18 protein-coding genes are annotated in these 18336 nt (G+C 58.2%); 7 read left to right on the top strand and 11 right to left on the bottom strand.

Going from position 1 to position 18336, the window contains the following annotated elements; genetic code table 11:
• Positions 1-81: 81 nt before the first annotated feature.
• Positions 82-1620 (bottom strand): murein biosynthesis integral membrane protein MurJ, encoded by a 1539-nt coding sequence (gene murJ, locus KHO07_RS04065; protein WP_150734741.1) that lies wholly within the window; start codon positions 1618-1620, stop codon positions 82-84.
• 388 nt (positions 1621-2008) lie between these two features.
• Between murJ and rpsT the strand changes: the two genes are divergently transcribed.
• Positions 2009-2287, top strand: a complete 279-nt coding sequence (gene rpsT, locus KHO07_RS04060) for a 30S ribosomal protein S20 (protein ID WP_020798646.1) — start codon at positions 2009-2011, stop codon at positions 2285-2287.
• Between the two features lie 180 nt (positions 2288-2467).
• Here the strand turns inward: rpsT and KHO07_RS04055 are convergent, their stop codons facing one another.
• From KHO07_RS04055 to rplU, 5 genes are all read right to left on the bottom strand, one after another.
• Positions 2468-2932, bottom strand: coding sequence for a CreA family protein (locus KHO07_RS04055; RefSeq protein ID WP_150734740.1), 465 nt, complete (start codon positions 2930-2932; stop codon positions 2468-2470).
• Between the two features lie 12 nt (positions 2933-2944).
• The gene (proB, locus tag KHO07_RS04050) at positions 2945-4063 is read right to left on the bottom strand and encodes a glutamate 5-kinase (RefSeq protein ID WP_077047080.1); all 1119 of its coding nucleotides are present in this window, start codon (positions 4061-4063) and stop codon (positions 2945-2947) included.
• Positions 4064-4201: 138 nt separating this feature from the next.
• On the bottom strand, positions 4202-5425 hold the full coding sequence (gene cgtA, locus KHO07_RS04045; RefSeq protein WP_075948392.1) for an Obg family GTPase CgtA: 1224 nt from the start codon (positions 5423-5425) through the stop codon (positions 4202-4204).
• 195 nt (positions 5426-5620) lie between these two features.
• On the bottom strand, positions 5621-5878 hold the full coding sequence (gene rpmA / locus KHO07_RS04040) for a 50S ribosomal protein L27 (protein ID WP_003281574.1): 258 nt from the start codon (positions 5876-5878) through the stop codon (positions 5621-5623).
• 35 nt (positions 5879-5913) lie between these two features.
• Positions 5914-6228 (bottom strand): 50S ribosomal protein L21, encoded by a 315-nt coding sequence (gene rplU / locus KHO07_RS04035; protein WP_003176051.1) that lies wholly within the window; start codon positions 6226-6228, stop codon positions 5914-5916.
• 240 nt (positions 6229-6468) lie between these two features.
• Here rplU and KHO07_RS04030 point away from each other — a divergent pair, with 240 nt between their 5' ends.
• The 3 genes from KHO07_RS04030 (at position 6469) to KHO07_RS04020 (ending at position 8540) form a co-directional block, all read left to right on the top strand.
• Positions 6469-7437, top strand: coding sequence for a polyprenyl synthetase family protein (locus tag KHO07_RS04030; RefSeq protein WP_150734739.1), 969 nt, complete (start codon positions 6469-6471; stop codon positions 7435-7437).
• 296 nt (positions 7438-7733) lie between these two features.
• Positions 7734-8075 carry a zinc ribbon domain-containing protein YjdM gene (locus KHO07_RS04025; RefSeq protein WP_212626524.1) on the top strand — a complete coding sequence of 114 codons (342 nt, stop codon included), beginning with the start codon at positions 7734-7736 and terminating at the stop codon, positions 8073-8075.
• A gap of 207 nt (positions 8076-8282) precedes the next feature.
• Positions 8283-8540 (top strand): hypothetical protein, encoded by a 258-nt coding sequence (locus tag KHO07_RS04020; RefSeq protein WP_150734737.1) that lies wholly within the window; start codon positions 8283-8285, stop codon positions 8538-8540.
• Between the two features lie 129 nt (positions 8541-8669).
• On the opposite strand, the gene KHO07_RS04015 is transcribed toward KHO07_RS04020, so the two are convergent.
• The 3 genes from KHO07_RS04015 to KHO07_RS04005 form a co-directional block, all read right to left on the bottom strand.
• Entirely contained in the window at positions 8670-9287 is a 618-nt protein-coding gene (locus KHO07_RS04015) for an FKBP-type peptidyl-prolyl cis-trans isomerase (protein ID WP_053162553.1), read from the bottom strand.
• Positions 9288-9408: 121 nt separating this feature from the next.
• Complete coding sequence (locus KHO07_RS04010; RefSeq protein ID WP_212626523.1) at positions 9409-9717, bottom strand: DUF6482 family protein; 309 nt, start codon at positions 9715-9717, stop codon at positions 9409-9411.
• A gap of 215 nt (positions 9718-9932) precedes the next feature.
• Complete coding sequence (locus KHO07_RS04005) at positions 9933-10421, bottom strand: TIGR00645 family protein (protein WP_150734735.1); 489 nt, start codon at positions 10419-10421, stop codon at positions 9933-9935.
• A gap of 170 nt (positions 10422-10591) precedes the next feature.
• Here KHO07_RS04005 and KHO07_RS04000 point away from each other — a divergent pair, with 170 nt between their 5' ends.
• Entirely contained in the window at positions 10592-12421 is a 1830-nt protein-coding gene (locus tag KHO07_RS04000; protein ID WP_212626522.1) for a hypothetical protein, read from the top strand.
• A gap of 6 nt (positions 12422-12427) precedes the next feature.
• Here KHO07_RS04000 and KHO07_RS03995 read toward each other — a convergent pair whose 3' ends face one another.
• Together KHO07_RS03995 and KHO07_RS03990 are read right to left on the bottom strand one after the other, a co-directional pair.
• Complete coding sequence (locus KHO07_RS03995) at positions 12428-12769, bottom strand: hypothetical protein (protein WP_075948382.1); 342 nt, start codon at positions 12767-12769, stop codon at positions 12428-12430.
• A gap of 318 nt (positions 12770-13087) precedes the next feature.
• The gene (locus tag KHO07_RS03990; protein ID WP_150734733.1) at positions 13088-15526 is read right to left on the bottom strand and encodes an ATP-binding protein; all 2439 of its coding nucleotides are present in this window, start codon (positions 15524-15526) and stop codon (positions 13088-13090) included.
• Positions 15527-15802: 276 nt separating this feature from the next.
• On the opposite strand from KHO07_RS03990, the gene KHO07_RS03985 reads away from it, so the two are divergent.
• Together KHO07_RS03985 and KHO07_RS03980 are read left to right on the top strand one after the other, a co-directional pair.
• Positions 15803-16291 carry a DUF3015 domain-containing protein gene (locus tag KHO07_RS03985; protein ID WP_020798660.1) on the top strand — a complete coding sequence of 163 codons (489 nt, stop codon included), beginning with the start codon at positions 15803-15805 and terminating at the stop codon, positions 16289-16291.
• Positions 16292-16393: 102 nt separating this feature from the next.
• Positions 16394-18247, top strand: a complete 1854-nt coding sequence (locus KHO07_RS03980) for a DUF4105 domain-containing protein (RefSeq protein WP_212626521.1) — start codon at positions 16394-16396, stop codon at positions 18245-18247.
• Positions 18248-18336 lie beyond the last annotated feature (89 nt).

The following is an 18336-nucleotide window of genomic DNA, read 5'->3' as shown; positions in this document are numbered from 1 at the left end:
CCGACGACAGGCAACACCGTATCCCAAAGTAATCGAGCCGACAAAAATGTCGGCTCGCCCGTATTTATGGAGGTTTTATCTTCAGCCCAGCGCCTTGCGGTTGAAGTCACGCAAACGGAAGCCCATCAACATTAACATGCCGAAATAGGCCACCACACCGGCAATCACCAAGGCGCCCAGGCGCAGGAAACGCTCAAGCATCTGCCCCTCGCCCCAGGCCGGCATGAAATGCATCCCGGCCAGCAACACGCCAGACATCACTGCCACCGCAATCACCAACTTGAAGCCGAACTTGGCCCAGCCCGGTTGCGGCTGATACATCTGCTGTTTACGCAGTTGATAGAAGAGCAGCCCGGCATTGAGGCAAGCGCCGGCACTGATGGCGAGCGCCAGGCCCGCGTGAGCCAGCGGACCGATCAGCACCAGGTTGAACAACTGCGTGACGACCAGTGTGAAAATTGCGATTTTTACCGGCGTACGGATGTTTTGTTGCGCATAAAAGCCCGGCGCCAACACTTTGATCACGATAATCCCGAGCAATCCGACGGAATAAGCGATCAACGCGCGCTGGGTCATGGCCGCGTCATGGGCATCGAACTGGCCGTACTGGAACAGCGAAACCGTCAGCGGCTCGGCCAGTATCGCCAGCGCCAGGGCACACGGCAACACCAGCACGAAACACAGCCGCAGCCCCCAATCGAGGATGCGCGAGTACTCGTGGCGATCCTTACTGGCGTACGTCTTGGCCAGGGTTGGCAGCAGGATTGTGCCCAACGCCACACCCAGCACACCAGACGGCAACTCCATCAGACGGTCGGCGTAGTACATCCAGGACACGGAACCGGCGACCAGGAACGACGCGAAGATTGTGTTGATGATCAGCGAGATCTGGCTCACCGACACCCCGAGAATCGCCGGCAGCATCTGCTTCATCACCCGCCAGACACCGGTATCGCGCAAATTCAGGCGCGGCAGCACCAGCATGCCGATCTTTTTCAGGTGCGGCAGTTGATAAAGCAATTGTGCAAGGCCACCCACCAGGACCGCCCAGCCGAGCGCCATCACGGGCGGATCGAAGTACGGCGTCAGGAACAGCGCAAAAATAATCATGCTGACGTTGAGCAGCGTTGGCACGAACGCCGGCACCGAAAAACGGTTCCAGGTGTTGAGGATTGCGCCCGCCAGCGAAGACAGGGAAATCAGCAATATGTAAGGAAAGGTCACCCGCAACAGGTCGGTCGTGAGCTCGAATTTTTCCGGGGTATCAGTGAAACCCGGTGCGGTGACCCAGATGACCCAGGGTGCGGCAAGCATGCCCAACGCCGTGACCAGCGCCAGCACCAGCGTCAACAGGCCCGAAACGTAAGCAATGAATGTTCGCGTCGCCTCATCGCCCTGCTGGCTTTTGTATTCGGCGAGAATCGGCACGAAAGCCTGGGAAAATGCCCCTTCGGCAAAAATTCGCCGCAACAGATTGGGCAATTTGAAGGCGATAAAGAAGGCGTCGGTCGCCATTCCCGCGCCAAATGTGCGCGCAATGAGGGTGTCACGAACGAACCCCAGAACCCGGGAAAGCATCGTGATAGAGCTGACGGCGGCCAACGATTTGAGCAGATTCATTGAAAGAGTTTGTGCCTATCGATAAACAGCAGGCGAATAAAGCGCCCACTTATGCGATACTCCGCGCCGCAACAGCACAGAGCCAAAGCTCGCGAGTTTACAGGTCACACGCCGGAAAGAAATATTCTGTGCCACCGACCTCATGAAAACGTGACGAGCGAAGGCAAGACAAGGCGAAAACAGGCGAGAAAGCGGAGTTGACGAACGTCAATGAGCATTTCGAGGCTGTTTTCAACGCAGTATTGTCGAGCGCAGTAGTTTTCATGGGGTCGGGACCGACCACTTAGCGGAACGTTTCCTCCGCCCTTGACAAGACTTCAACTCATCGGCATGATTCGCGGCCTATTTTGTTTGCTATTTCCTAAAAAGTCTTTCGAGGAGCTCGACGGTGGCCAACTCACCTTCCGCCAAAAAACGTGCAAAACAGGCTGAGAAGCGTCGCAGCCACAACGCCAGCCTGCGTTCCATGGTTCGTACCTACATCAAGAATGTAGTTAAGGCCATCGACGCAAAAGACGCTGAAAAAGCTCAAGCTGCTTACGTTCTGGCTGTGCCAGTTATCGACCGTATGGCCGATAAAGGCATCATCCACAAGAACAAGGCTGCTCGTCATAAGAGCCGCCTGAATGGCCACGTTAAGGCCCTGAACGTTGCCGCTGCTGCCTAAGCGACCCGTTCATTAAAAAACCGACCTCAGGGTCGGTTTTTTATTGCCTGCGATTTAGTGAACGCAAAAAAACTGCGGGAGCGAGCCTGCCCGCGAAGAGGTCGTCACATTCAACATTATCGTTGACTGTTACACCGCTTTCGCGAGCAGGCGCGCGCCCACAGTTTGAATTGCGTCAGATTATTGGGCGCTTGCCCACGGCAAAATCGGAATCGCCGTTACCGCATTCTGCGGACTGCCCTCGATCAAACGATCGCTGTAGACCAGATACACCAGCGTATTGCGCTTCTTGTCGAGGAAACGCACCACCTGCATGGTCTTGAACACCAGCGACGTGCGCTCCTTGAACACCTCATCACCATCCCTCAGCTCACCCTTGAAGCTGATCGGCCCGACCTGACGACAAGCAATGGAGGCTTCGGCGCGATCCTCGGCCAGACCCAGACCACCCTTCACACCGCCGGTCTTGGCGCGTGACAGGTAACAGGTCACACCGTCGACCTTCGGATCATCAAACGCTTCGACCACGATCCGGTCGTTCGGCCCGACAAACTTGAACACCGTCGACACCTGACCAATTTCTTCAGCCGAAGCCAACAGCGGCATCGCCAACAGCAGCCCCAGTAATCCTTTTGCCAAACGCATTCAGATATTCCTTTAAACCAGAATCAGGTTATCGCGGTGAACCAGTTCCGGCTCCGCCATGTAACCCAACAAACCGACAATCGCATCAGACGACTGACCGATGATTTTTTGTGCCTCCAGCGCGCTGTAGTTGGCCAGGCCACGGGCAATCTCACGACCGTCCGGCGCCACGCACACCACCATTTCGCCACGACGGAAGCTGCCCTGAACCAGCTTGACCCCAACCGGCAACAAACTCTTGTTACCTTGCGACAACGCCGTCACAGCCCCCGCATCGAGCACCAGGGTGCCGCGGGTTTGCAGATGCCCCGCGAGCCACTGCTTGCGCGCCGCCAGCATGCCGCGCTCAGGCGAAAGCAAGGTGCCGATGCGCTCGCCCGCCTTGAGGCGATCGAGCACACGCTCAAGACGCCCGCCGACGATGATGGTATGAGCACCGGAACGCGCCGCCAGACGCGCAGCGCGCAGCTTGGTCTGCATGCCGCCACGCCCCAGCGCACCACCGGTACCGCCCGCCACCGCATCGAGCGCCGGATCATCGGCGCGCGCTTCGTAAATCAGCTGCGCATCGGGGTTGTTGCGCGGATCGGCGTCAAACATGCCGTCGCGATCCGTCAGGATCACCAGCAAGTCCGCCTCGACCAGGTTGGCCACCAGCGCCGCCAGGGTGTCGTTGTCGCCGAAACGAATTTCGTCGGTGACCACGGTGTCGTTCTCGTTGATCACCGGGATAACCTTCAGCTCGACCAGCGCACGCAAGGTGCTACGGGCGTTCAGGTAGCGCTTGCGGTCAGACAAGTCGTCGTGGGTCAGGAGAATCTGCGCCGTGTGCCGACCATGCTCGGCAAAGCTCGACTCCCAGGCCTGCACGAGCCCCATCTGGCCGATTGCAGCAGCAGCCTGAAGTTCGTGCATTGCACTGGGTCGCGAGGTCCAGCCCAAACGGCTCATACCAGCCGCCACCGCCCCGGAGGACACCAGCACCAGCTCGACGCCCGCTTCATGCAGGGCCACCATCTGCTCTACCCAGACACCCATTGCCGCGCGATCCAGGCCTTTGCCGTCCGCCGTCAGCAAAGCGCTGCCGATCTTCACGACCCAACGCTGCGCACCTGTCACCTTGCTCCGCATCATCTTCAACCTTAGCTTGAGGAACAGTGCGACCTGGCACTGCCCATGACGTTATTCGTGGTTATTCGTGACCAACGATCGATTTCCGGATACTAAAACGCCGCTCGATTGAGCGGCGCTTAAGTTTATCGCAACGAATCAGTCACGCACGTAAATGATTTCCGGACCGTCTTCATCATCCACATCTTCTTCGTCCCAATCATCGTCGCCGATGTCGTGGACCGACTTCACGCCACTGCGACGCAGGGCACGCTGATCGTCCAGCGCCTGCAACTGGGCACGGGCTTCATCTTCGATGCGCTGATCGAGATCGGCCAGCTCTTCCTTGTAGGCGGGATCGTTGGCCAGGCGGTCAGCACGATCCTCCAGGTAACGCATGATGTCGTGGCACAGACGCTCGGTGTTTTGCTTGGCGATGGCCGAAATCACGTACACCGGACCGGTCCACTCCAGACGATCAACAATCTCTTTGACGCGAGCATCGTGCTCTTCGTCGAGGATCTGGTCGCACTTGTTCAGGATCAACCAACGATCGCGCTCAGCCAGGGACGGACTGAACTTGGTCAGCTCATTGACGATGACTTCAGCGGCGTCCGGGGCACTGGTTTCATCCAGTGGCGCCATGTCGACGAGGTGCAGCAGCAGACGAGTACGCGACAAGTGCTTGAGGAAGCGAATCCCCAGGCCCGCGCCATCGGAAGCGCCTTCGATGAGACCCGGGATGTCCGCGACCACGAAACTCTTCCAGCGATCAACGCTGACCACACCCAGGTTCGGCACCAGAGTGGTGAACGGGTAATCGGCGACTTTCGGCTTGGCGGCCGATACCGAACGAATAAAGGTGCTTTTGCCGGCGTTCGGCAAACCCAGCAGACCCACGTCAGCCAGTACTTTCATTTCCAGCTTCAGGTCGCGCTGCTCACCCGGCTTACCTGGAGTGGTCTGGCGCGGCGCACGGTTGGTACTGGATTTGAAACGGGTGTTGCCCAGACCGTGCCAACCGCCCTGCACCACCATCAATTTCTGGCCAGCCTTGGTCAGGTCGCCGATCACTTCTTGAGTGGCCGAGTCGATCACCGTGGTACCAACAGGTACACGCAGGATCAGGTCCTCGCCCTTCTTGCCGGTGCAGTCAGTGCTGCCGCCGTTGGAGCCACGCTCGGCATCGAAGTGCCGGGTGTAACGGTAATCGACCAGGGTGTTGAGGTTTTCGTCGGCCATCATGTAGATGGAACCGCCGTCACCGCCATCACCGCCGTTCGGGCCACCGTTCTCGATGAATTTTTCCCGACGGAAACTCATGGCGCCATTGCCGCCATCACCAGCCTTTACGCGAATCGATACTTCATCAACAAACTTCATAACAAACGCCTCTCGCCATACGGACGAGCCGAAAAACAATCAAGACATAAGACTCTTGCAAAAATGAGCGCAGCGACCCCAAACCACGACACCTACATCGTACGCCGACAGCCCATACAAACAGCTTTGCAAGAGACTCACCCCACAAACGAAAAAGCCCCGTCGCGAGACAGGGCTTTTCCAGCGATCGCGCAATTAAGCTGCGACTACGCTCACGTAACGACGACCGAAGGCGCCTTTTACTTCGAACTTGATCACGCCTTCGACTTTAGCGAAGAGAGTGTGATCTTTACCCATGCCAACGCCGTAGCCAGCGTGGAATTGGGTGCCGCGCTGACGCACGATGATGTTGCCTGCTTTGATAGCCTGGCCGCCATACATCTTCACGCCAAGGCGTTTGGCTTCTGAGTCGCGACCGTTACGGGTACTACCACCAGCTTTTTTGTGTGCCATGAGTTCAATTCTCCTAGTGAGGAATTAGGCTGAAATTAAGCCTGAATACCGGTGATTTTGATCTCGGTGTACCACTGGCGGTGGCCCATACGCTTCATGTGGTGCTTACGACGACGGAACTTGATGATGCGGACTTTATCGTGACGACCTTGGGAGATCACTTCAGCCACAACGGTAGCGCCAGCAACAACTGGAGCACCGATATTCACGTCGTCGCCGTTGGCAACCAACAGAACGCGATCAAAGGTAACGGATTCGCCGGTAGCGATTTCCAGTTTTTCGATCTTCAGGTATTCACCTGGGGCGACTTTGTACTGCTTGCCGCCAGTAACGATTACTGCATAAGACATGGTATTTCTCCGATAATCCTGCTCACCCAGCTCTTTATAAGAAGAGGTATTGGCTGGCATGGCTGCATGGGGCTGGAAGGCCCGCTTGCAATTGCGTAAGGCAGGTGCTGCCCAGGAAGTTCAGGGTGCGCGATTGTACGCAAGGCACGAGCGCCTTGCAATAGGCCGTCTATCGCGCCTTGACAGGCCCGGACGTGGGTCCTAGCATGCCGCGCAACCCTTCTGGAGCGACTGTCGCTGATGCAACCCCAAGCTTTCTACCGCGCGGTGGCGGACGATTTTAGCGCCGTCGACGGCATCATCAAGAAGCAGCTGACTTCCCGAGTGCCGCTGGTATCGAAAATCGGCGATTACATTACCTCGGCCGGTGGTAAACGCCTGCGTCCTTTATTGGTGCTGCTGTCTGGCAAGGCCCTTGGACGTGAAGGCGATGACCTGCGACTTTTGGCCGCGACCATCGAATTCCTGCACACCGCCACCCTGCTGCATGACGATGTGGTCGACATGTCCGGCATGCGCCGTGGCCGCTCGACCGCCAACGCCATGTGGGGCAATGCACCGAGCGTGCTGGTGGGCGACTTCCTGTATTCGCGTTCTTTCGAAATGATGGTCGAGCTGGGCTCCATGCCCGTGATGAAGATCCTGTCGCAAGCCACGCGCATCATCGCCGAAGGCGAGGTGTTGCAACTGTCGAAGGTTCGCGACGCCAGCACCACCGAAGAAACCTACATGGAAGTCATCCGCGGCAAAACCGCGATGCTCTTCGAAGCTTCGACCCACAGCGCCGCGGCCTTGGCCGGTGCAACGCCGGAACAGAGCGAAGCACTGCGCATGTTCGGCGATCACCTGGGTGTGGCGTTCCAACTGGTCGACGACCTGCTCGATTATAAAGGCGACGCGCAAACCCTGGGCAAGAACGTCGGTGACGATCTGGCCGAAGGCAAGCCAACCCTGCCGCTGATCTACACCATGCGCGAAGGCACGCCGGAACAGGCCGCCCTGGTGCGTAAGGCGATCCAGAAAGGCGGCATCGAAGACCTCGAGAGCATCCGCGCCGCCGTGGAAGCCTCGGGTTCGCTGGAGTACACCGCGCAACTGGCTCGCGATTACGTCGCCCGCGCGATCAAATGCCTCGACGTGTTGCCGCCGAGCGAATATCGCGATGCGCTGATTGAGCTGAGCGAGTTCTCGGTCGCGCGCACGCACTGATACGCGCTCTGTAGGAGCCGGCTTGCTGGCGATTCATGCAATTCGGTGTTTCAGGAACTCCGGGGTGATGCAATCGCCAGCAAGCCGGCTCCTACAGACAAAGCATCCATCGCCAGCAAGCCGGCTCCTACAGATAAAGCATCCATCGCCAGCAGGCTAGCTTCTACAGATAAAGCATCCATCGCCAGCAGGCCGGCTCCTACAGGGAATCGGCGCCAGCCAGCATCCCACCCCTCTCCCGCCTAAAACCCTATACAATGTGCGCTTTTTAGCGATCCTGAATCCAAGGAGCCTTAGTGAGCACGTTGCCACCCTGCCCGAAATGCAATTCCGAATACACCTACGAAGACGGCGCCCAGCTGATCTGCCCTGAGTGCGCCCACGAATGGTCGGCCGTCGGCGAAGCCGAGAGCGTGTCCGATGATGCAGTGAAAAAGGATTCGGTCGGCAATGTCCTGCAGGACGGCGACACCATCACCGTGATCAAGGACCTCAAGGTCAAGGGCACGTCGCTGGTGGTCAAGGTCGGCACCAAGGTCAAGAACATCCGCCTGTGCGATGGCGATCACGACATCGACTGCAAGATCGACGGCATCGGCCCGATGAAGCTCAAATCCGAGTTCGTCAGAAAAGTCTGAGCCTGCCGTATTCCATCCCGCGCCCGGCGTGGGATGGTGCTTCGCCCTCCCCCGCTTCACCCAACAAATCCTCGCGATAGCCAAACGCCAGCCGTTTTGACCTTACGCAATCTTTACCCAGAAAAAAGCCCGAACCGCTAATAGGCCCTTGCTATTTATTGAATAGGAATTATTCTCATTGAACCCAATCAATGGAAATGAGAACCCATGACTTATTTGATCGATGCCTGGCTGGACCGCCCGCACCCTTACCTCAGGATCCTTCATCGGGAAACCGGGGAAGTCTGTGCCGTACTGGAAGAGGAGGCCTTGAGCGAACTGCAGGATCAGGGCGACCTGGACCTCAATGGCTTGAACTCGAGCGAGCCTGTGGTGCTTAAGGAGGTGGTGCGAAACCTGTTTCTGTTCTGCTACGCCCGGGCATTGCGCCCGTCGAATGAGCTGCATCACAAGATAGAAATATGATGCTGCACAAAAACTGTGGGAGCGAGCCTGCTGGCGATTGCGACCTGACAGTCGACATTGCTGACTGACACACCGCCTTCGCGAGCAGACTCGCTCCCACATTAGCCCGATGTCATATCGGGCCGGGCATTACAGAACGTCGAGCAGCTCGACGTCGAATACCAGAACGCTGTGCGGCGGGATGCTGCCAACGCCTTGAGCGCCGTAAGCCAGTTCGCTCGGAACGTAGAGGCGCCATTTGCTGCCGGCATTCATCAGTTGCAGGGCTTCGGTCCAGCCAGCGATCACGCCGCCAACCGGGAATTCTGCAGGCTGGCCACGATCGTAGGAACTGTCGAACACAGTGCCGTCGATCAGGGTGCCGTGGTAGTGGGTACGCACGGTGTCTTCACGGGATGGCTTGGCGCCTTCACCGGCAGTCAGTACTTCGAACTGCAGGCCCGAAGCCAGGGTGGTGATGCCGTCACGCTTGGCGTTTTCAGCCAGGAAGGCCAGGCCTTCGCCAGCGGCCGCTTCAGCCTTGGCTGCAGCTTCGGCTTGCATGATTTCACGGATCACTTTGAAGCTGGCGGACATTTCTTCCTGGCCAACGCGGCTTGGCAGACCGGCGAACGCGTCGGTCAGACCTGCCAGGATTGCGTCCAGGCTAACGCCCGGTGGCGGGTTGTCGCGCAGTTGGTCGCCCAGCTGACGGCCGATACCGTAGCTGACGCGCGTTTCGTCGGTGGACAGATTTACTTCGGACATGACACTGCTCCGCTGTGCGGACGGCCCGGGAACTTGCCGTGCGTGCACAGCGCGTCCCGGAGCGCCCGGAACCAAAAGGGCCAGCAGACTAGCACAGATGCCATGGCGTTGATCAGGGGGGTCAGCCCTGACGTGGGGAGCGCTGCTCGAGCGGCACCTTCAGGCTTTCTTCAATGCCACCGAGCCCGCACATCTCGTCATGCACCAGCGTATGTACGAGGTTGAAGTTCAACTTGGGAAAGGAACGCAGCACATCACGGGCATGTTCCACCGATCGCAGGTGCATCATTTGTCCGCGGGTATCACTCAACGGATACGCCGCGCCATGCATCCGCGCTTCCAGCAGATAGATGCCACCCTCCATCGAGATCAGATTCAGCTCGTCGACCTTCCCGGCGACGGCATAAGCATTCAGCTCTTGCAGGTTCATGAAACACACCTCACGCATTGGCGAGCCACGACCCTTACAGGCATATGCCTAGGCGCGTCAAAGCACAAGCCACTGGCTGGACCGTTTGTCTGTTATCGCGGGAGTTCGTGGCGAGCGAGTTTGCTCGCGTCGGGCTGCGCAGCGGCCCAAAAAAGCGGGATTGCTTCGCAATCCAGCGGGAGCAAGCTCCCTCGCCACAAGGGAGCTTGTCCGGATCAGTGCTTGGTCAGTTTATCCAGGTAACCCATGGCAAACGCTGACACCACGAAAGTCATGTGAATGATCACGTACCACTTCAAATGCTCGGGATCGACATTTTTGGCGTCCATGAAAATGCGCAGCAGGTGGATGGACGAGATCGCCACGATCGAGGCAGCCACCTTCATTTTCAGCGACGACGAGTCCATGGTGCCCAACCAGTTGAGCTTTTCCTTGTGATCGTCGATGTCCAGTTGCGATACGAAGTTTTCGTAACCGGAAATCATCACCATCACCAGCAAGCCGCCTACCAGCGCCATGTCGATCAGCGACAGCAAGACCAGGATCAGGTCCGATTCAGCCATCGAGAAAACATTGGGAATGACGTGGAAGACTTCCTGGAAAAATTTAAGCGCCAGTGCCAACAACCCTAGGGACAAGCCGAAATAGATCGGCGCCAGCAACCAGCGGGAGGCATACATTGCGTTTTCGATAAAGCGTTCCATTGAATCTCACAGGTGGTCTGAAAATGGAAGCGAGTATAACAGCCACCTGCCCATACTCAGAAGTCGTCATAAACCAACGGTAAATCCGTTACCTGCGCGTGTAAGGCGAAGTTTTTCTGCTAGTGTCCAAATCATTGACATCGCCGTGACATCGGACAGGAAGACTGGAAATGGATGTGCGACTACCCCTGACGAGTGCCGGAATCTTTCTAGCCTTGCTGCTGAGTGGCTGTTCGCCAAGCGAAGAGAAACGCCAGATCAGCCTCGAGGAAAAGACCGCGCAGTTCGAAAAGTCGCTGGACGCAATCGAGGATCCGAAACTCAAGAATGCCGTGGCCGAGCTCGGCGGTTCGCTGCTTTTACTCGAGCGGGCGCAACTCAAGCTCGACAGCAAACCGCTGGAAACCGAATACGGCGAAGACGTCCTCGCCGTGCTCAAGCACTACCCCACGCCACAAGCGCTGGTCGACACCTACATCAACGGCCTGTTCGTGCTGCTCAAAGACTCCAGTTCCGACTACCTGACCGACCTGCAGCCGGTGTTTCCCTTCAACTTCAGTATTCCGGCGGCCTTCCTCTTTCCCCATGGGCTGGAATGGCAATCGGTCACCCTGAGCAACAAACGCGTGATTGCCTTTCAACCGGAATGGTCGGAAACCGATCCGGGCATTCAATTGAGCCCATCGAGTTCAAACCTGACCAACCCTGATGACCTGACCGTGGCTTATCCCTTCATCGATGGGCTTGACGCCGACATCAAGAACCAGCCGCAACCGGTGAGCCTGCAAGGCACGGTGGAGGTCATCGCGCCACGTCGCCTCTATAGCTTCGACCTGACAAAAAACGACGTGGGCCAGACCCGCACCAACGACAATCTCAGCGTCACGCTGCTCAAGCTGGGCACCAACTACGCCGAAGTCGAGTTCAGTAACAGTGCGCCACAAGCACCCGAAATCGGTGAAGTTCCACTGAACCCGCTGATCGTCCAGGCCAGGGACGCCACCGGGCAATTTCTCTCGCGCTCAGGATCCATCAACGAAACCGCTGCACAAATCGCCTTTTATCAAAAACAGTTGGCGAAGATGCAGCAACAGAAAGTCTGGAGCGAGGCGCTGGAAAAACAGCTTGATGACGAGCAACGCAACTTCGAGAAACAACAGACCCATCGTTACTCGAAGGTATATTTCAACGGCCCCATCGAAACCCTCGAAGTCAGCCTGCTGGATTTCTCGACCGCTACAGTGACCCGAAAAGACTTGAACCTGCCGCTACGCCGCTTCGACCGCATCACCACGGAGAAAACCATCCAGCCGCTGAACCTGCCCGTGGTGGTGTATGACGATCAAGCCCCGAGCTGGCTCAAGGGTGCGGCGTTGACCGAGGAACAACTGAAAAAAGGCGTGAACATCAGCCAATCGGTCGAAGACCCCAGTGCCGCACGCATCGAGTTCAATCACCTGCGAAGCTTCAATGATGAGTTGCTTGGGACGTCATTCAACCCCGGCGAAAGTCCTGTCAGTTTCTTCACCGAGGACAGCCGCGGCAAACGTGACGAACCCATTGAATTGCCACCGGAGGCCTATCAGGTCGACCCGTTGCGCGGCAGCATCACCTACGATCTGAACCTGTTTCCGCAAACCCCGGCTTATGTGGTGGGCTCCATTCCGTTGTTTCTTGCGACAGTCGATAAAAAGACCCTCGATGCCCATCAATTGCCCAAAGGGCTTGAGCTCAAAGGCAACACGTTGGTGGTGGACCTGAAGCTGTTTCCCGAGCAGGACTGGCGCTTCTTCGCCAAGGACGACAGCGGCCATTACCTCAAGGAAATTCTCGCGGTCAATCACGTCGCGAGCACAGAGGGGCCGGCGCTGTTTGCCGTGCATTATTTCTACGGGCAACCGACGCGCCTGGAGACCTATCAACGAACTGACCTCGCCACCGTGCCCTACGGGTTCGAGGTCAAGCTCGACAAGGCCGATCTGACCAAACTGCCCCAATAGCCGGGGTCAGTGTTCGGGGCGAAACTCGAAGCCACCGACGTTCCGGCAACGACCGCCATTGATTTCCCGCAATTGGGCTTGCAGATGCAGGCACCAGATCTGCGGATCATTGGCCAGCTCATAGCCGTGCAGCGTCAGGCTTTCAACAATGGTGTCGAGGATGGATTCAGCCGCGAACGGGCCATGGAACGGGCCTTGGGCTTTGATGGCTGAAGGTTGCTCGCCTGCCATTCCGGCGGCGAAGAGCAAGGTCCACATCCCCGTATCCCCGGCCAACGGCTTGATGGCGCATTCGATACGGGTCACAAGACCCAGGCATTGACGAGTGAGGCAGAGGTTGCGCGACATGGCGGCGACCCTCGGTCGATCCGGTATTCAGCCCCCATCGGAAGGCTGTTTCGATCCAGTGATTACTGTCCTTGTCCTTGAGCAGAGAATAGAAGAAAAGTACGAGATGCAGGCCAATCGACACCAGAAGGCGCCGAATGGTCATAGTGTGAATATTGACGTCAGAGTGATGGCGTTTTTCGTAGATACAGCGGGTAAAAAAAGGGGAGCGAGACGGCTCGCGATGGCGGTGTGCCAGACAACACAATGTTGAATGTCAGACCGCTATCGCGAGCAGGCTCGCTCCCACATTAGATCGAAGTGGAGCTCAGGCTTGCATCAAGCCGGCTTGGCTTCCACCAGCGCCTCGACCGCCATTTCCTTCTCGGCTTCTTTCAGATCGTCCTCGCTGATCATCTCCGCGATGACCCGCAAACGCTCCACCACCCGTGCGTTAACGCTACCTTCAGGGAATTCGCCGTTCTCGTCCGGCTCACCCGCAGGCTCACCAACCAGCAGGCTCAGCGCCTCATCGGCCTGGCGTACCGCGTAAACGTGGAACTGCCCGGCGCGCACCGCCGCCAAGACTTTTTCATCAAGCATCAGCGTGGCGACGTTGGCCTGAGGAATGATCGCCCCCTGCTCGCCAGTCAACCCACGGGCTTCGCACAGACGGAAGAAGCCCTCGATTTTCTCGTTGACCCCTCCCACTGCCTGCACTTCACCAAACTGGTTGATCGATCCGGTGATCGCAAAGCATTGCTTGAGCGGGGTTTTCGACAAGGCCGAAATCAGCGTGCACGCCTCACCCAGGGACGCACTGTCACCATCCACGTAACCGTAGGACTGCTCCAGGGCGATACTCGCGGAAATCGCCAACGGGAATTCCTGGGCGTAACGGCTGCCCAGGTACCCGGTGAGGATCATTACGCCTTTGGAGTGAATCGGCTGGCCGAGGTTGACCTCACGCTCGATGTCGACGATGCCGCTGCCGCCCGGGTACACCGTGGCGGAAATCCGCGCCGGCACACCGAAGGCCGAATCGCCGACTTCCAGCACCGTCAAACCGTTGCACTTGCCGACTGCCGCGCCATCGGTGTCGATCAGGATGATCCCGGCCAGCATGTCATCGAGAATCCGCGCCGACACACGTCCGGTGCGTGTCGCCTTGGCCTTGAGCGCACGCTCGATGTGCCCGGCGTCGGTCATCTCATCGCCGGCCAGATGGCGAATGAAATCCGCTTCGCTGACCAGTTGGAACAAATCACCGATACGCGCGGACAGGCGCCCCTGATGCTCGGCCAGACGCGCGCTGTAGGTTGCCAGACGCGCCACTGCATCGGCGGTCAGCGGCGCCATGCCTTCTTCGGAAGTACGGGTTTTGAGCAACTGGGCGAACTGCTCCAGGCTCTCGTCGACCATCGGGATGTCTTCGTCGAAATCCACCAGGACGCGGAACATCTCCTGGAAGTCCGGATCGAGGTCCTGCAGTGTGTAATAGAGCGAACGGGCACCGATGATGACGACTTTGACCTGCAACGGAATGTGCTGCGGATTCAACGTGACGGTGGCGAAACGGCCCATCTCACCCAGCGGCGATTCCATTTTCAGCTTGCGCGATTGCAGGGCGCGTTTCAGCGCGTCCCACACGAACGGTTCACTGAGCATTTTCTCCGCTTCAAGGATCAGGAAGCCGCCGTTGGCCCGGTGCAACGCACCCGGACGCAACTGGCGATACGTGGTGTAGAGCGCACCCTGATCGGTGGTGTACTCGATGCGGCCGAACAGATTTTCGTAAGTCGGGTGCGGCTCGAAGACCACTGGCGCACCGCCGCTGAACGGATGACCGACCACCAGGCTCGGCGCGTATTGCTCCTCCAGCAGCTTGCGGGCAACCGCATCGGTCTTGCTGTCGTCCACCAACTGCTCGACCACAGTCTTGAGCAGATATACCTGCATCGCTTGCAGATAACCACACACGGCGGCGTTCTCGGCGTACTTCTCCGACAACGGCGACAGCAGCGGCTGCAAAGCCAGGGTGATGGTTTCTTCGTTGAGCTGGCGCAATTGATTGCTTGATTCGCGCTTCCATTGCGGCAGGCTGGCGAGTTCCTCGTTCAGGCGCTCTTCGAGGTTGGAGATATCCTCGTGGAAACGTTCGCGCTCGGCTTCAGGCAATTGGGCGAATTCCGCCTCGTCCAGCGCCTTGCCTTCGAGCATCGGCGTGAAGGCGATGTTGCTGGCATCGCGGTACAGCGCGACTTCTTTTTCCAGGGCCAGGCGCTCGATCACGTCCAGCGCCTTGTCATAACGCTGGTTGAAAGCGCGGTCGATGGCGCTTTTTTTCTGCTGGTAGGACGGGTGCTCGAACACCGCCGGAAAGGTCGCCAGCAGGTTATCGATCAAACCGTTGATGTCACCGATGAAAGCACCGGCGGTGCCCGAGGGCAGCTCCAGGGCACGCGGTTCGCGCGGCTCATCGAAATTATTGACGTAGACCCAGTCCGCCGGGGTCTGCAGGCGTTTGCCTTCGGCCTTCAAGTAGCGTTTGACGAACGAGAACCGGCCAGTGCCGGGTTCGCCCATGACAAATACGTTGTAACCGGGGCGTGGCATGGCCACACCGAACTGCAAGGCTTCGACCGCACGTTCCTGGCCAAGCACACCGCGAAAGGGCTCCAGATCATTGGTGGTAGAGAAGCTGAACTGTTCAGCGGAAAACGGACGGGTCAGCGCTTCGGGCGCTAGACGCAAGCTGGCAGCAACAGGATCAGGCATCGGGCTTCCTTACATCAGGCGGGGCAGATAGCGGCATTCTGGCGCTGCCTGTGCCTGACTGGCAAGGAGCGCCTAAGGCCAAAGCATAGACAAGTCGGTGCGCCACGGCGGGCGTGCGTCAAATCACTGTTTTCAACGAATGTTTTGCAAAAAATCACGGAACCGCGCGATCGTGCCTAAACTCCAAACTGCGCGGCTGGATTAATAACCGGCCCACTGGCACCGGAACGGGCCAGATCCCTTGTCCATTGGTTTGCACATAAAGAGAATAAAGCTATGAAACGGATTCTTCTCGGTACTCTCTTCACCGCTGTATCCATCAACGCCATGGCTCAGGCGCCAGGCGGCCCGGATTGCGGTTGGGGCAACATGCTGTTCGAAGGTCAGCGTGGCACCCCGGCTCACTTCCTGGCATCCACCACCAACGGCACCTCCGGCAACGCGACCTTCGGTATGACTTCCGGTACCAACGGTTGCTCGACCAACGCGTCGCTGACCTATGGCGGCAAATCCTGGTTTGCCATGAATGGCATGATGAACGAGCTGTCCGAAGACATGGCCAAGGGTCAGGGCGAAGCGCTGACCACTTACGCCGTGGTACTGGGCGTGGCGCCGGAAGACCGTGCGCACTTCGCCGCTGTCACTCACGAGCACTTCCAGCAGATCTTCAGCAAGGCTGACGTGACCGCGGAAGATGTGCATACCAACACCCTGGCCGTTCTGAAGAGCGATCCTCGTCTGGCCAAGTACGCAACTCAGGCTTAAGCTCGACCCGCCCGCTTCTCGTTGGGAAGCGGGTTTTATTTTTTCGACTTTCGGCGTTTTTCCGTACCGGGTCTTTATTTTTTTCGACTTAAGTTGCCGACTATGCTCAAACGCCTTGCCTGGCTGGCGCTCTGTGTCTGCGCCCCGCTGTCCGCCGCGCCAATTATCGACAATCAACGTTTGCAGCAACTGGCCAACGACCCTTTCTGGATTTCCCTGGGCCATTACGAAACCGCCAAGCTCGGCGGCTGGCGCAGCTATGTCAGCGATAAAAAATTCTTCCTCGCCGCCGATGGCAACGAACACCCGGACCGTGAACTGGCGGCCACCGTGCAAGCGCTGTACGCGCCTGCCAGCGCCGGTGAACAGCACGCGCAATGCGTTTATCCGGCGCGCACCCGCTGGCTCAAAGCTCAGCTCAACCTGACCGATCTGCCGGTACTGGAGTGCGCCGAATTCAAGCAATGGTTCAAGGATGTCTCGCCCCACAGCGCGGTGATGATCTTTCCGGCGGCGTATTTGAACAGCCCGTCATCGATGTTCGGCCACACTTTGTTGCGCATCGATCAGGCTGATGTGCAAAGCGACAAAACTTCGCTGCTCAGTTACGCCATCAACTTCGGCGCCTACATCGAAGGCTCCGACAACAGCATCCTGTACGCGTGGAAGGGCTTGATGGGCGGTTATCCCGGCCTGTTTGCGCTGGTGCCGTACCAGGAAAAACTCTCGGAATACCGCAGCCTGGAAAACCGCGACCTGTGGGAATACCGCCTGAACCTGACCCAGCAAGAAACCGCGCGCATGGTCGAGCACGTGTGGGAGCTGAAACAGATCCAGTTCGACTATTTCTTCTTCGACGAAAACTGCTCCTACCGCTTGCTCGAACTGCTGCAAGTGGCGCGTCCGAGCCTGCGTCTGACCGAGCAATTCCCGCTGACCGCCATCCCCACCGATACGGTTAAAGCGGTGAAAGAGGCCGGGCTGGTGGAGTCCATCCAATACCGTCCTTCCCGCGAGCGCGAACTACTGAGCCGCGCTGAACCGTTGAGCGACGAAGAACAGCAATGGGTACTGAAAGTCAGCGCCGACCAGAAGCAGCTGCAAACGCCGGAATTCAAGGCTCAGGCCCGCGACCGTCAAGCGTTGATCATCGATGCGGCCTATCGCCTCGAACGCTATCGCGCCAACGGCCAGGAGCGCGATCCGCAGCGGGCGCAGCGCAGTTTCGAACTGCTGCGGGCGATCAATCAGAACCCGGCACCGGAGCTGGACATTCCTCAACCCGGGCTACCAGAGGATGGCCACGAATCCCGCACCTGGCAGGCTGGCCTCGGCACCCGCGGCGACCGCGCCTTTGGCGAATACGGTTTGCGCATGGCCTACCACGACCTCAACGACAATTCCGAGAGCTTCCCGCTCGGTGCGCAGATCGAAATCCTGCAACTGAAACTGCGCCAGTACGAAGGCAATGACTGGCAGGTTCAGCAATTGGACCTGGCGACCATTCGCTCCCTGACCCCACGCAACGAGCTGCTGCAACCACTGTCGTGGCAGGTCACCGGCGGCCTGGAGCGGGTGCCGGGCAAGCATGACGACGAGAACCTGGTCAGCCACGTCAATGGGGGCGGCGGTGGTACCTGGCAACTGGCCGATGACATGCTCGGTTTTGCCTTGGGCACAGTGCGCGTAGAGCACAACAATGACTTCGCCGAATTCATTTCTCCAGCAGCGGGCTTCAACACGGGGCTGTTGTGGAAAAACCCGCTGGGCAATTTGAGCCTGGAGGCAAAGGGTGATTTTTTCACCAATGGTGAGGTGCGCCGTAGCGTGAGTCTGAACCAGCAGTGGGAGTTGTCGCGCAACCTCGGTTTACGCTTGAGCGCCCAGCGCGAATTCAGCCACTGGGCGACACCGGAGAATGAAGTGATGCTCGAGGTGAAGTGGTATCACTACTGAAGGGGTCGGCCACCTGTAGGCGCCGGCTTGCTGGCGATTGGCATCGACGCGTTTTTTCATACTCACCGCGGCGTTGACATCGCCAGCAA

This window comes from Pseudomonas sp. PP3 (assembly GCF_905336995.1).
GTDB classification, from domain to species: Bacteria; Pseudomonadota; Gammaproteobacteria; order Pseudomonadales; family Pseudomonadaceae; genus Aquipseudomonas; species Aquipseudomonas reinekei.
This window is presented reverse-complemented; position numbering and strand designations above follow the sequence as displayed.

Bases quoted from the DNA above. Each gene is read 5' to 3' on its own strand.
- murJ (WP_150734741.1), bottom strand. From the start codon at position 1,620: ATGAATCTGCTCAAATCGTTGGCCGCCGTCAGCTCTATCACGATGCTT.
- KHO07_RS04055 (WP_150734740.1), bottom strand. From the start codon at position 2,932: ATGCGTTTGGCAAAAGGATTACTGGGGCTGCTGTTGGCGATGCCGCTG.
- proB (WP_077047080.1), bottom strand. From the start codon at position 4,063: ATGCGGAGCAAGGTGACAGGTGCGCAGCGTTGGGTCGTGAAGATCGGC.
- cgtA (WP_075948392.1), bottom strand. From the start codon at position 5,425: ATGAAGTTTGTTGATGAAGTATCGATTCGCGTAAAGGCTGGTGATGGC.
- rpmA (WP_003281574.1), bottom strand. From the start codon at position 5,878: ATGGCACACAAAAAAGCTGGTGGTAGTACCCGTAACGGTCGCGACTCA.
- rplU (WP_003176051.1), bottom strand. From the start codon at position 6,228: ATGTCTTATGCAGTAATCGTTACTGGCGGCAAGCAGTACAAAGTCGCC.
- KHO07_RS04030 (WP_150734739.1), top strand. From the start codon at position 6,469: ATGCAACCCCAAGCTTTCTACCGCGCGGTGGCGGACGATTTTAGCGCC.
- KHO07_RS04020 (WP_150734737.1), top strand. From the start codon at position 8,283: ATGACTTATTTGATCGATGCCTGGCTGGACCGCCCGCACCCTTACCTC.
- KHO07_RS04015 (WP_053162553.1), bottom strand. From the start codon at position 9,287: ATGTCCGAAGTAAATCTGTCCACCGACGAAACGCGCGTCAGCTACGGT.
- KHO07_RS04010 (WP_212626523.1), bottom strand. From the start codon at position 9,717: ATGAACCTGCAAGAGCTGAATGCTTATGCCGTCGCCGGGAAGGTCGAC.
- KHO07_RS04005 (WP_150734735.1), bottom strand. From the start codon at position 10,421: ATGGAACGCTTTATCGAAAACGCAATGTATGCCTCCCGCTGGTTGCTG.
- KHO07_RS04000 (WP_212626522.1), top strand. From the start codon at position 10,592: ATGGATGTGCGACTACCCCTGACGAGTGCCGGAATCTTTCTAGCCTTG.
- KHO07_RS03995 (WP_075948382.1), bottom strand. From the start codon at position 12,769: ATGTCGCGCAACCTCTGCCTCACTCGTCAATGCCTGGGTCTTGTGACC.
- KHO07_RS03990 (WP_150734733.1), bottom strand. From the start codon at position 15,526: ATGCCTGATCCTGTTGCTGCCAGCTTGCGTCTAGCGCCCGAAGCGCTG.
- KHO07_RS03985 (WP_020798660.1), top strand. From the start codon at position 15,803: ATGAAACGGATTCTTCTCGGTACTCTCTTCACCGCTGTATCCATCAAC.
- KHO07_RS03980 (WP_212626521.1), top strand. From the start codon at position 16,394: ATGCTCAAACGCCTTGCCTGGCTGGCGCTCTGTGTCTGCGCCCCGCTG.